This window comes from Pseudoalteromonas sp. MMG022, assembly GCF_021654245.1.
GTDB classification, from domain to species: Bacteria; Pseudomonadota; Gammaproteobacteria; order Enterobacterales; family Alteromonadaceae; genus Pseudoalteromonas; species Pseudoalteromonas amylolytica.
The window spans coordinates 35,444-47,658 of the sequence record NZ_JAKFZQ010000010.1; the positions used below are offsets into that span (position 1 = coordinate 35,444).

The following is a 12,215-nucleotide window of genomic DNA, read 5'->3' on the forward strand; positions in this document are numbered from 1 at the left end:
CATGTTTTCAGAATCTCCTATTAAACGCAGAAAATCGACTCGCATTAATGTGGGAAATGTGCCGATTGGAGACGGTGCACCTATTGCAGTTCAGTCTATGACCAACACCAATACGCTTGACATAGATGCAACGGTGGCACAAATTCGAGCAATTCAAGATGCTGGGGCTGATCTTGTACGGGTTTCTGTGCCGACAATGGATGCAGCACAAGCTTTTAAAAGTATTAAAGAGCAGGTTGATATTCCATTAGTCACAGATATTCATTTTGATTATCGCATCGCCTTGAAAGTCGCCGAGTATGGTGCTGATTGTTTGCGAATTAACCCGGGTAACATTGGCTCAGAAGAGCGTATTCGTGCCGTAGTTGATGCGGCTGCTGAGCGTAATATTCCTATTCGCATTGGTGTTAATGGGGGCTCTCTTGAGCGTGACCTGCAAGAAAAGTATGGTGAACCAACACCAGAGGCATTATTAGAGTCGGCAATGCGCCACGTGGAAATTCTTCAGCGTCTTAACTTTGATCAATTCAAAGTGTCAGTTAAAGCTTCAGATGTATTTCTAGCTGTCGGTGCGTACCGTTTACTCGCAAAGGAGATAGATCAGCCATTACATCTTGGGATCACAGAAGCGGGTGGATTTCGATCTGGCTCAGTAAAATCTGCGGTCGGTTTAGGTATGCTGTTGGCAGAAGGGATAGGCGACACACTCCGTGTATCGTTGGCCGCTGATCCTGTTCAAGAAATTAAAGTCGGTTTTGATATATTAAAATCTTTGCGAATTCGTTCTCGTGGTATTAACTTCATCGCCTGCCCCAGCTGCTCTCGTCAGGAGTTTGATGTAGTCAATACGATGAACCAACTCGAAGAGCGCTTAGAAGACATTATTACTCCAATTTCTGTCTCAGTGATTGGCTGCGTGGTAAACGGCCCTGGTGAAGCCTTAGTGAGTGATATCGGTTTGGCGGGGGCGAATCGTCGTTCAGGCTTGTACATCAATGGTGAGCGCCAGAAGCTGCGTATCGACAATGATAATATTGTTGAGCAGTTGGAAGCCCAAGTTCGTGAGTTTGTTGCTAAAAAAGAGCAACAGGGCGAGATAGACATAAAAATTGTTGAGTAACTGATAGTTACCATTTAGCTGTCAATAAAAGTGAACCTAGTCTGGCTATGTTCGCTAGTTGGTCGCATTTTTAGTCGGTTTGGGTATAATAAGCGATTCATTTTTTACGCAAGTACGGTACTTTGCGGCAATCGCTTTGATAAAAAACAGATTTATTTAGGAATTTCAGTGGCAAAACAAATTCAAGCAGTGCGTGGTATGAACGATTGTCTGCCTGGTACAACGCAAATATGGCAGAAGGTCGAAGCAACATTACGTGAAACGGTGGCGTCTTATGGCTATCAAGAGATCCGTTTTCCGATTGTTGAATCTACCGATCTATTTAAGCGCTCAATTGGCGAAGTGACCGACATTGTTGAAAAGGAAATGTATACCTTTGAAGATAGAAGTGGCGATAGCTTGACACTTCGTCCCGAAGGTACGGCCGTGTGCGTGCGCGCGGGAAACGAGAATGGGCTGCTATACAATCAAGAGCAGCGTCTTTGGTACATGGGTCCGATGTTCCGTCATGAGCGTCCGCAAAAAGGGCGTTATCGTCAGTTTCATCAGTTTGGTGTAGAGACATTTGGTATCGCCAGTGCAGATATTGACGCGGAAGTGATCCTGATGACAGCGCGTTTATGGAAAGAATTTGGGATTAGCCAGTATGTTCGCTTAGAGCTTAACTCGTTAGGTTCAAATGAAGCCCGTGCGCAATATCGTGATGCTTTAGTTGCCTTCTTAGAACAGCATGTTGAGCAGTTAGATGAAGACAGCAAGCGTCGTATGCATAGCAATCCTCTACGAGTATTAGACAGCAAAAACCCTGACGTGCAGGCACTACTTGTTGATGCACCTAAGTTGTCAGAGCACCTTGATGAAGAGTCAAAATCACATTTTGCAAATTTATGTGAACGTTTAGATGCTGCAGGCGTCGAATACCAGGTTAATGAAAAGCTAGTTCGCGGCTTAGACTATTACAATCGCACAGTATTTGAGTGGGTGACAGAGAGTCTAGGTGCACAAGGTACAGTGTGTGCGGGTGGTCGCTACGATGGTCTCGTTGAACAGCTTGGTGGTAAAGCCACCCCTGCTGTAGGTTTTGCCATGGGTTTGGAGCGTCTAGTATTGATGCTCCAAGAGTTAGAATGTGTTGGTCAAATTCGTCGTAGTGCGGATGTTTATGTTGCTGCGATGGGTGATAAAGCCAGTATTCAAGCACCTGTGATAGCCGAACAACTACGCTCTGAGGTATCAGGGTTACGTGTCATGGTTCATGCCGGCGGCGGTAACTTCAAGAAACAATTGAAACGCGCAGATAAAAGTGATGCTTTAGTTGCCCTAATTTTGGGTGAAGATGAGCTTGCAGAGGGTAAAGTCACCGTAAAATATCTGCGAGAACAAAAAGAACAAATTACAGTGACGTTAGCTGAGGTGAAAACCTTATTGCAAGCACTGACAGTATAAGAGGTTAGAATGGAAATTTACTCAACAGAAGAACAACAAGCAGAAGCCATAAAACGATTTTTCCGCGATAATGGCGTGTCGTTGACGTTGGGCATTGTGATTGGCCTTGGTGGTTTATATGGCTGGAAAGCTTATAACCAGAATCAAATTGACAGTGCTGAAGCTGCATCAAATGCTTATAACCAGTTTGTTGAAAGTGATGATGTACTTACAGCTAGTGAGAGTTTTGTAAAAGACAATGCTGATTCTAGCTATGCAGTTTTAGCGGCATTCGTTGCAGCTAAAGAAGCGGCAGATAAAGAACAACTTGACGTAGCTGCGCAAAAATTGCAGTGGGCTGCTGATAATGTAGCAAGTCTTGAACTAAAGGCTACTGCATTAACGCGTTTGGCTCGTGTGCAATTAGCACAACAACAGTTTGATGCGGCAATGACGACTTTAGATCAGCCTATGCCAGAGAGCTTTAAAGCACAAATCGCTGAAATTAAAGGCGACATACTGTTGGCTCAGGGTGATAAGGAACAGGCAAAAAGTCAGTATCAAGCTGCTTTAGATGCATCATCTGGCAATGCAAATACTCTGCTGAAAATTAAGCTAGACGACTTAGCAGCCGCTCAGCCTGCTGCATAGGAGTCATCTGTATGAAAAAGCTTAGTATGGCAACCTTGGCGCTATGTATGGCGTCGCTGTTAGGGTGTTCATCAAGTGACGATGATGAAGAAGAACTGGTATTGCCACAAATAACCAATCAGTTTGAAACGCAAATTGTATGGCAGGAGAGTGTCGGTAGTGGTGTTGAGCATTACTTTTCACGTCTGACACCTGCGGTATACCAGGATATGGTATTTGTGGCTGAACGCTACGGTAAAGTTAAAGCGCTCAACGCTGACACTGGTAAAACCTTGTGGGAAACAGACACGCGTAAATCCCCCGCATTTTGGCCGTGGGAAGATAATGACAGCGCCAAGTTGTCTGGCGGCATTTTGCAGGCATATGGCAATATTTACATCGGCTCTGAGCATGGCGAAGTGATTGCCATTAATAGAGATAGCGGTGAAATAGTTTGGCGTAAAAATGTGCCTGGTGAAGCACTTTCATCTCCAGCGGCTGGCGATGGACTGATATATGTAAATTTAGGATCTGGTAAGTTACTTGCGCTGCATCCTGATACCGGCGAAGAGCGCTGGCGCCATGAACAAGAAGTACCCGCTTTGACATTACGAGGATTAAGTTCTCCTACATCAGCAAATGGTGGTGTGCTGTTTGGCGAGGAGAGCGGCAAACTTTCAGTGTTGATTGCAGAAAACGGTTACAGTGCATGGAGCGTTGATGTTGCTTTGGCGAAAGGCTCTTCAGAGTTCGAACGTTTGGTTGATGTTGATACTAAGCCTGTAGTTAGCGGCGCTTTAGTGTATGCAATCGGCTATAATGGTAATTTAGCAGCAGTTGATGTTCGTAACGGTAATGTGGTTTGGAAGCGAGAATATAGTAGCTATCGTGATCTGACCATAGACCTAAATATTATTTATATTGTCGATAGCGATGGTGTGATATATGCCTTGGACAAAGAGTCGGGTATTGAACGCTGGAGTCAACCGGCGCTTAGAGGGTGGTATCTAACTGCGCCAACGGTTGCTGGCAACTACATAGTTGTGGGTGATCAAGAAGGTAATTTGCATTGGCTTGATAAGCAATCAGGTCAGCTAGTATCACGCGAATCGTTTGATAGTTCGGGCTTTTTTACTGAGCCAGTGAAAGCTGATGATAGGCTTATTTTGTACACCCGTGATGGTGAAGTCAGCGCAGTTAAAATTCCGTAACACTTAATATTTAGTTAAGTTTGTTAAGGCTTCGCTTTGCGAAGCCTTTTGTTGTTTATTAAAGAGGTAGTCTATGCTTCCGGTGATCGCTCTTGTTGGGCGACCTAATGTGGGTAAATCCACACTGTTTAACCGCTTAACGCGTACTAGAGATGCTTTGGTGGCTGATTTTCCCGGTCTTACGCGTGACCGTAAGTACGGTCAAGCCAATTATGATGGTTATGAGTTCATCGTAGTCGATACCGGCGGTATTGATGGCTCTGAAGAAGGTATTGAAACAGAAATGGCCGAGCAATCGCTGTTAGCGATTGAAGAAGCTGATATTGTACTCTTTTTGGTAGATGCGCGTGCGGGCATGAATGCTGCCGATCAGGCCATTGCGCAACACTTACGTAAACAGCAAAAAAAGTGCTTTTTGGTGGCCAATAAAACGGATGGTATTGATGCAGACTCTAGCTGTGCTGAGTTTTACCAGTTAGCTCTAGGTGAGGTTTACCATATCGCCGCAGCGCATGGTCGAGGAGTTACCCAATTACTTGATGTAACTTTGCAGCCTGTTATCGCGGAGCTTGCTAGCCAAGAAGATGAATTACAACAAGATGACGGCGAGTTGGCCGAGCTTTACCTTGAAGGAGAAGACGGCGAAGCTGAGGATGGTAAAGCAGGCTTTGAAGACAAGCCAATTAAGCTTGCTATCATTGGTCGTCCTAATGTTGGTAAGTCAACACTAACTAATCGTATATTAGGTGAAGAAAGAGTGATTGTGTACGATATGCCTGGCACAACACGAGATTCTATTTATATCCCAATGACGCGAAATGAGCGCGAATATGTGCTTATCGACACGGCAGGTGTACGTAAACGTAAGAAAGTTAGTGACGTGGTCGAAAAGTTTTCGGTTATCAAAACGCTTAAAGCTATCGAAGATGCTAACGTTGTATTGTTAGTTGTAGATGCAAGAGAAGGCATCTCGGATCAAGATCTAAGCCTATTAGGCTTTGCTTTAAACTCAGGGCGTTCACTGGTAATTGCAGTGAACAAATGGGATGGGCTGGATGACTACGTAAAGGAGCGTATCAAGTCTGAACTTGACCGCCGTTTAGGGTTTATCGACTTTGCTCGTTTACACTTTATCTCAGCCTTGCATGGCACGGGCGTGGGCCACTTGTTTGAGTCAGTGGACGAAGCTTACGACTCCGCGACTAAGCGAATCAGCACGGCGATGCTGCGTCGTATCATGGATATGGCGCAAGCGGATCACCAGCCTCCACTGGTACGCGGTCGTCGTGTAAAGCTGAAATATGCGCATGCCGGTGGTTATAACCCACCACGGATTGTGATTCATGGTAATCAGGTTCATGACTTGCCAGATAGCTATAAACGTTATTTGATGAACTACTATCGAAAAGCGCTCAATATTATGGGTACGCCAATCAAGATAGAGTTTAGAGAAGGGGACAACCCTTATGCTGGCCGCAGCAATAAGATGACATTATCTCAAAAGCGTAAGCTAAGAGCATTTACTAAAGAGAATCGCAATAAGTCATAACCTCATCGAAAAACGACACTTAATGTGTCGTTTTTTATGTCTACATACTATTCACTAGTTTGATTTAACGTTGTGGCTCCCTTTGATTGTATTTTGCACTGCTTTGACTTTATGCTTAAGTAAAACAAAACCAGTTATGAATATGGCTGATGGTATTATTGAGTGGTGTATCCATGCGCTATGCAAAAACAATCATATATGTAGATAACGTAGAAGAAGTCCTAGATTTTTATTACCAAGCGTTTGGTTTAAGCACCCAAGCGTTAACAGAGTCGGGTGACTATGGTGAAATCGACAGTGGGGAAGTGATTCTAGGGTTTGCATCTCACCCTTTGGCTCAGGCACAGTTTAAGCAAAGCTATATTCGGGCGCAGCCTAAACAGCCTGCGTTAGGCTTTGAGCTGACTCTATGTTGTGACAATGTCAGTGAAAGCTATGATAAAGCAGTTATTGCGGGGGCGGAACCGTTAATGCCTCCAAGTGTTAGAGGCGAAGGCGCGCAAGCATATGTACGCGCCATAGAAGGAACTTTGATTGCATTAGTCAACGAGTGCGCGGGCTAGTCCTACAGGCTCGATTTCTACACAAACATTATCATCATTCCAGTTAAGGCCGAACAGGGCTTGATCTTCATTCAGGTCTTCAACCCATTCGTCTAAAAATTCGTTCAGAGTAATTGCAACAGGAGCGTAATCTTGCCATTCATCTTTACATTGCGCCTGTGCTTTTTGCTCACTATCCCATATTAGAAGTACATCTGTTTCTTCGAACTGATTTGATTCACAGACTACAACGCCACCATCCTCTGCGCCAAGCGCCCAAATTTGTTCACTTTTGCGTACTTGCTCAACAAATGTGACCAATTCTGATTCTATTTCAATGTCGTTCATGACTCTTTACCTCTTTGATTTGACCATCATATTCTTGGATCAGAATGTGTACTTCCCGGTAAGCTTTTGTGAACTTCATAAAAGTCCAACAGTGCGTTGTAGGGGGCCAGTTCGGCTAAAGATCTAAATATGATCCAATCCAGCAAGCAGTATAAACTGATCTGCAAATAGTCGCAGTCTAAAAAATCAGTTTTAACGCATTGTTCATTTAAATCGGTTAATACCGCCTCTGTTCGCTCTCGCTGTAGATTGAAAAACAACGTATCACTTTGCGTATCAAAACCAGAGCGCTCGCATAGCAGAAGCTCTACCAAAGAGTCATTACATGCATTAATATTAGTGAGTTGATTTTCCTGCCAATACGTCATCTTAGAAAAGTTGAACTTCTCCGTTAGGTAGCGGTACACCGCACCGGAGTCACAAATCGTGTGCTCACCATCCACAAGAAAAGGTATTTTCCTTGCAGGATTATTGGCCACTAGCACAGCCTTGCCCTGGTCACTGAAAATATCTAAATGTAGGTAGTCAACGTTTAAGTTATGGCGTGCGCAAAACATCCGAATACGGCGGGCGTAGGGAGACGTATTAGAACCGTACAGTTGCATGGTATTTCCTTATCAAACAAGGTATAAAAAAAGCCGCATAAAGCGGCCTCACAAACTTAATTAGTAACTTACTCGGTGCGGCTGGTAACTTCAAGTAAATGATAGCCAAACTGTGTTTGTACTGGACCTTGCACCTCGTTAACTGGCGCCGAAAAAACGACCTTATCAAACTCTGGCACCATCATGCCTGGGCCAAATTCGCCCAATGCACCACCATCTTGTCCTGATGGGCAGCTTGAATACTGCTTTGCTAACTCAGCAAAGTCTTCACCGGCTGCGATGCGGGCTTTCAGATCTAAACATTCAGCCTCACTGTCTACTAAAATGTGTCTTGCACTTGCAACTGTCATATGGTCTCCATAAATTCTTATGATTATTTTTTACTCAAACTTTATTCTAATACAAGAACATCAAAAACTCACGGTTTCTACTTTAGCGACTTCTCAATCGCGCTGACCAATTCTTCAGACTGGGGCTTAGTACGACTGTTAAAGCGAGTCACTTGTTTTCTGTCTGCAGACACCAAATATTTGTAAAAATTCCAATTAGGTGAACTTGTTTGCTCGTTCAGATGTTTGAAAATAGGGTTAGCATCTTCGCCACGTACAGCAGAGGTGGCAAACATATTGAAGGTTACGCCGTAATTTATAAAACAGACCTTTGCTGTTTCTTTTTCGTCATCTTCTTCTTGAAAGAAGTCATCGGACGGGAATCCTAGTATTACCAGCCCTTTGTCTTTATAGGTTTTATGTAGCGATTCTAAACCTGCAAATTGATCGGTGAAGCCACAGTTACTGGCTGTGTTCACAATCAGTAACGGTTTGTTTTTAAACTGGCACAAGTTAACTGTTTCTTCTGAGCGCAACTTCCTAAGCTCAACGTTTGTAAAGTCGTCACACTCGCTGGCTAATGAGTGTGTATTGGCGAGCATGCCGCACAATACTAACGTTGGAAGTAATAATTTTCTGAACATCGGCTTTCCCTCTATGGTGAATATCTTCTATGATACGCCAACCCGTTATGATTTGATCAAATTTTCACGAAATGACAATAAGAGTAGCACAAACAAGAGACCTGCAGCACATAGTAGATATTTATAATGAAACTATCGCCAGTCGTATGGTTACCGCGGATACCGAGCCGACAACTGTTGAGCAGCGCTTGTCTTGGTTTGATAGCCATCACTCACAGCGGCCATTGTTTGTGTATGAGGAGGGGGAAGAAATATTAGCGTGGTTGAGCTTCAAATCATTTTATGGCCGACCAGCATACGATCAAACTTGTGAAATTAGCATTTACATTGCCACCAGAGCCAGAGGTAAGGGACTTGGACACTCTCTTATGACATTTGCGCAAGAGCATGCACCAAGTATTGGTGTGACGACCCTGCTTGGGTTTATTTTCAGCCATAACACTCCGAGTATAAATTTATTCAAAAAGCATGGTTTTAGTTGTTGGGGAGAGCTACCAGCTGTCGCAGTAATGGATGAAAAGCATTATAACTTGACCATTATGGGTAAGCACTTAAGCTAACCTTTGGTGCGCCACGTTCAAGCGCGCAAAATTCGTCTACACTAGAAGCACACGAAGGACAGATCTGTGTGGCAATATGACGAACAAGGTTTTGATCATCGATAGTAACAGTGTTTTGGCAATGCGCATTAAAGTATTGTTTGAACTGCTTGGGGGAGAGGTTGAGCATATTCATTATAGAATGTTGGAGCAGCTTGATGATCTTACCAAGTACAACGCAGTGGCTATCGCCAACGGTATTCCAGACACTTGCTTAGAAAAACTTGCCACGTTACGCCATCACGATAAACTGATTTTACTTGCTCCCAAACCTGACAACGCGCAACAACTGTCTATTTTTAGCCAGTTCAATAAAGCTCTACCCAATGGCATTGTGGTATACCCATTTTTTTCAAACAAAGAGATAACCAACCTGCTTGAAAGGGTATTTGAAATCGGCTCAGAACACCGCTTAATTTTACCAACGGTTCTGTTGGTTGATCATTCTCTGTCTCGTTTAGCTGATTTAGCGTCAAGCTTGTCGGGGGCTCAGCTGCAAGTTTATACAGCGGAGTCTAGCTTTGCTGGTATCACTCAAGCGCAGCATCAGAATATTGATTTGCTCATCGCAGCGTTTGAACCACATGATAAAAGTGCTTTGGATCTATTCAGCCAGCTGAAATCTATCAATGCAGGAACGCGTTGTTTGTTGTACACCGAAAAAGCCGATCAGATAGATATGTTAGAGGCAATTCGACTGGGGGTTGAAGATGTGCTAATTAGCCCGTTTGATGACGGTGACTTACTAAAATCCTTACATAAGCTTTGGCAAACAGAGGTGTTAAAACGTCATAATCAGGAGCTGGTTGAACGACTACAAGATACAGTTGATGCACTTATTGAACGAGATAGTTTGCTGCGGGTAATTTATAAACATACCCCAGACTCAATTATGCTTTTCTCTCGCAATGGCAATATTATCGAAGGGAATGATGCGTGTGTAGAGTTGTTTCAATGTTCACAAGAGCAAATATGCTCAAGATCAATATTCGAAATTTTTGATGATGAATCAGTCGAGAAATTGAAGCAACAAATACAAGATCTGAAAGGGAAAAGAAGTTTTGACTGTGAGTTATTGTTGACTCACGAAAATAAAGACATTCCTTTGATGGGGACTTTTCATGAAATTGACCATCACGGTGAGCTAGCGTTTTCAGTGATCCTAAAAAATGTGACACACTTGAAAAAAAGGCAGCAGGTGTTGGAAGAGGCAAAGGAGGTGCTAGAGGCGGAAGTTCAGGCGCGCACAGCACAATTACAGAAAGCCAAAGAAGCCGCGGAAGCCGCGAACGTGAGCAAATCAGAATTCTTGGCCAATATGTCGCATGAATTGCGCACTCCCATGCACTCAATTTTGAGCTTCGCTCGTTTTGGTATCGACAAACTTGCCGGTGACGACGTGCCCGTTGATAAGCTAGGCAAGTACTTATCTAGGATAGAAACCAGTGGTGAACGGTTACTGTTGTTACTCAATAATCTGTTGGATTTATCGAAATTAGATGCGGGACGTTTTCCGTTTAATCCCAGTCTTCAAGATTTGTGTACCACAGTCAAAACGGGGATTGATGATGTCTCTGGCAGCGCATTAGCCAAACAAATCCAATTTAAATTATCTGCACCGATAGAGCCATTTATGGTTGTTTGTGACCCAGAGCAGATGAATCAGGTTATACGCAATATATTAGGCAACGCTGTTAAATTTAGTCCAGAGAAGGCGATTGTGTTTATTAGCATTAAAGATCTGGGTAATTTAGTAAAAATTGAAATTCGAGATCAGGGAGTTGGTATTCCAAATGACGAGTTAGATCAGATTTTTTCGAAGTTTGTACAAAGCAGCACGACTAACAGTGGTGCAGGAGGCACGGGTTTGGGGTTGGCGATTTGTAAGGAGTTTGTGTTACTGCATAAAGGTCGAATTTACGCAACTAATAACGATGATGCAGGGGTGACAATGCATATTGAGTTGCCGGTAGATAAACAGTAACCCATCGCATTTACATTCGCATAACAGGGTAAGCGCAGCTATAACTATATAGAGGCTTACGATAATACAAGGAGTATAAGCATGGCATTACAACGTGTACTCGCCGTGGATGATGAACCATTCAACCTCGAGATCATCGAAGAAATTCTAGAAGACTTAGATTTTGAACTGCGCACTGCTTGCAGTGGTCCAGAATGTTTAGGCATGCTTGAGGACTTTGACCCTCAGGTGGTCTTGCTTGATGTTAGTATGCCTAATATGAATGGCTACGAGGTGTGCCGTAAAATCAAATCGAACCCAGAAACGAGTCATATTGTGGTTATGTTTGTGTCGGCTAGAGGTTCAGTTGAAGAGCGTATGGAAGGATATGCTGTCGGTGCTGAAGATTACATTGTGAAGCCCTTTGGGCAAAGTGAGCTCACATCAAAGCTTATTAAACTTGGCCAGATGTTGCTTGAGAAGGACATTTTAGAGCAACAAGTAGAAGATGCCACATCAACGGCATTCAGTGCTATGGCGACCAGCAGTGAAATGGGGCAAATTGTCAATTATATTGAGCACATCGGAAATATTGACAATATACCTGACTTGGCTGCAGCACTAATAAACTGTATGGCGAACTTTGGGCTTAGCTGCAATGTTGAGGTCCGCACGGATACACAAAACATGCATTTTGCTTCTTCAGGCGTCTGCTCTCCGATAGTTCTGGAATTGTTTGAGATATTGAAATCCAAGGGGCGTTTACATGAGTTCACCAGTAGGATTTTGGTGAACTATGACTACATCAGTGCATTAGTGTTAAACATGCCAGAGGGAGATGCGGATAAACATGGCCGTATTCGAGATCATATTTGTTTTATTGTGAGCGTTACGGAACAGCAATTATTAGCGATACAAACTCGTAATGAATTGCGGCAGCAACAGCAAAACCTCAATGGTGCCATTGCCATGATTAACAGCAAATTCAAAGGGCTGATCTCCTTGCTGGACAATAATCGTAAACAAAACGAGGCGGTTTTTAGAGGCTTACAGGAACAGTTTGAGCACCGAATTCCAACCATGGGCTTGGATGAAGACCAAGAATGGTATATTTATAACCATGTTGACGAAGCAATTCAAAAGTCAGTGGCAAGACAAGAAGCTGTGATGCAAGTTAAAGCTGCATTTGCAGAAATAGAAACTGACTTAGCGGCCTTGAGCCATAAAGTAGATGAGAAGTAACTTAAATT

Annotated in this window: 13 protein-coding genes; 9 read left to right on the top strand and 4 right to left on the bottom strand. The window is 43.4% G+C overall.

The window, feature by feature from the left end; translation table 11 throughout:
- Position 1 precedes the first annotated feature (1 nt).
- From ispG to L1070_RS10905, 6 genes are all read left to right on the top strand, one after another.
- The gene (gene ispG / locus L1070_RS10880) at positions 2-1,120 is read left to right on the top strand and encodes a flavodoxin-dependent (E)-4-hydroxy-3-methylbut-2-enyl-diphosphate synthase (RefSeq protein WP_237125570.1); all 1,119 of its coding nucleotides are present in this window, start codon (positions 2-4) and stop codon (positions 1,118-1,120) included.
- Positions 1,121-1,288: 168 nt separating this feature from the next.
- Positions 1,289-2,566, top strand: a complete 1,278-nt coding sequence (gene hisS / locus L1070_RS10885; protein ID WP_070983759.1) for a histidine--tRNA ligase — start codon at positions 1,289-1,291, stop codon at positions 2,564-2,566.
- A gap of 9 nt (positions 2,567-2,575) precedes the next feature.
- Positions 2,576-3,196 carry a tetratricopeptide repeat protein gene (locus L1070_RS10890; RefSeq protein WP_070983760.1) on the top strand — a complete coding sequence of 207 codons (621 nt, stop codon included), beginning with the start codon at positions 2,576-2,578 and terminating at the stop codon, positions 3,194-3,196.
- An 11-nt stretch (positions 3,197-3,207) separates the two neighbouring features.
- The gene (bamB, locus tag L1070_RS10895; RefSeq protein ID WP_070983761.1) at positions 3,208-4,386 is read left to right on the top strand and encodes an outer membrane protein assembly factor BamB; all 1,179 of its coding nucleotides are present in this window, start codon (positions 3,208-3,210) and stop codon (positions 4,384-4,386) included.
- A 73-nt stretch (positions 4,387-4,459) separates the two neighbouring features.
- The gene (gene der, locus L1070_RS10900) at positions 4,460-5,935 is read left to right on the top strand and encodes a ribosome biogenesis GTPase Der (RefSeq protein WP_237125571.1); all 1,476 of its coding nucleotides are present in this window, start codon (positions 4,460-4,462) and stop codon (positions 5,933-5,935) included.
- A gap of 173 nt (positions 5,936-6,108) precedes the next feature.
- Entirely contained in the window at positions 6,109-6,498 is a 390-nt protein-coding gene (locus L1070_RS10905) for a VOC family protein (protein ID WP_070984046.1), read from the top strand.
- On the opposite strand, the gene L1070_RS10910 is transcribed toward L1070_RS10905, so the two are convergent.
- The 4 genes from L1070_RS10910 to L1070_RS10925 all read right to left on the bottom strand — a co-directional run bounded on the left by L1070_RS10910 (position 6,475) and on the right by L1070_RS10925 (position 8,403).
- Positions 6,475-6,825 carry a DUF2750 domain-containing protein gene (locus tag L1070_RS10910; RefSeq protein WP_070983763.1) on the bottom strand — a complete coding sequence of 117 codons (351 nt, stop codon included), beginning with the start codon at positions 6,823-6,825 and terminating at the stop codon, positions 6,475-6,477. The two genes, L1070_RS10905 and L1070_RS10910, sit on opposite strands and share 24 nt — an antisense overlap.
- A 26-nt stretch (positions 6,826-6,851) precedes the next feature.
- Positions 6,852-7,430, bottom strand: coding sequence for a glutathione S-transferase N-terminal domain-containing protein (locus L1070_RS10915; protein ID WP_237125572.1), 579 nt, complete (start codon positions 7,428-7,430; stop codon positions 6,852-6,854).
- Between the two features lie 68 nt (positions 7,431-7,498).
- Positions 7,499-7,780, bottom strand: a complete 282-nt coding sequence (locus L1070_RS10920; protein ID WP_070983765.1) for a peptidylprolyl isomerase — start codon at positions 7,778-7,780, stop codon at positions 7,499-7,501.
- Positions 7,781-7,857: 77 nt separating this feature from the next.
- Entirely contained in the window at positions 7,858-8,403 is a 546-nt protein-coding gene (locus L1070_RS10925) for a glutathione peroxidase (RefSeq protein ID WP_070983766.1), read from the bottom strand.
- A 71-nt stretch (positions 8,404-8,474) separates the two neighbouring features.
- Here L1070_RS10925 and L1070_RS10930 point away from each other — a divergent pair, with 71 nt between their 5' ends.
- The 3 genes from L1070_RS10930 (at position 8,475) to L1070_RS10940 (ending at position 12,207) form a co-directional block, all read left to right on the top strand.
- On the top strand, positions 8,475-8,963 hold the full coding sequence (locus L1070_RS10930) for a GNAT family N-acetyltransferase (protein WP_237125573.1): 489 nt from the start codon (positions 8,475-8,477) through the stop codon (positions 8,961-8,963).
- A 76-nt stretch (positions 8,964-9,039) separates the two neighbouring features.
- Positions 9,040-10,986: an ATP-binding protein gene (locus tag L1070_RS10935; protein ID WP_237125574.1), complete on the top strand. Its 1,947-nt coding sequence runs from the start codon at positions 9,040-9,042 to the stop codon at positions 10,984-10,986.
- A gap of 81 nt (positions 10,987-11,067) precedes the next feature.
- A complete protein-coding gene (locus L1070_RS10940; protein ID WP_237125575.1) occupies positions 11,068-12,207 on the top strand; it encodes a response regulator in 1,140 nt (379 codons plus the stop codon).
- Positions 12,208-12,215 lie beyond the last annotated feature (8 nt).

Bases quoted from the DNA above. Each gene is read 5' to 3' on its own strand.
- ispG (WP_237125570.1), top strand. From the start codon at position 2: ATGTTTTCAGAATCTCCTATTAAACGCAGAAAATCGACTCGCATTAAT.
- L1070_RS10890 (WP_070983760.1), top strand. From the start codon at position 2,576: ATGGAAATTTACTCAACAGAAGAACAACAAGCAGAAGCCATAAAACGA.
- bamB (WP_070983761.1), top strand. From the start codon at position 3,208: ATGAAAAAGCTTAGTATGGCAACCTTGGCGCTATGTATGGCGTCGCTG.
- der (WP_237125571.1), top strand. From the start codon at position 4,460: ATGCTTCCGGTGATCGCTCTTGTTGGGCGACCTAATGTGGGTAAATCC.
- L1070_RS10905 (WP_070984046.1), top strand. From the start codon at position 6,109: ATGCGCTATGCAAAAACAATCATATATGTAGATAACGTAGAAGAAGTC.
- L1070_RS10910 (WP_070983763.1), bottom strand. From the start codon at position 6,825: ATGAACGACATTGAAATAGAATCAGAATTGGTCACATTTGTTGAGCAA.
- L1070_RS10915 (WP_237125572.1), bottom strand. From the start codon at position 7,430: ATGCAACTGTACGGTTCTAATACGTCTCCCTACGCCCGCCGTATTCGG.
- L1070_RS10920 (WP_070983765.1), bottom strand. From the start codon at position 7,780: ATGACAGTTGCAAGTGCAAGACACATTTTAGTAGACAGTGAGGCTGAA.
- L1070_RS10925 (WP_070983766.1), bottom strand. From the start codon at position 8,403: ATGTTCAGAAAATTATTACTTCCAACGTTAGTATTGTGCGGCATGCTC.
- L1070_RS10930 (WP_237125573.1), top strand. From the start codon at position 8,475: ATGACAATAAGAGTAGCACAAACAAGAGACCTGCAGCACATAGTAGAT.
- L1070_RS10935 (WP_237125574.1), top strand. From the start codon at position 9,040: ATGACGAACAAGGTTTTGATCATCGATAGTAACAGTGTTTTGGCAATG.
- L1070_RS10940 (WP_237125575.1), top strand. From the start codon at position 11,068: ATGGCATTACAACGTGTACTCGCCGTGGATGATGAACCATTCAACCTC.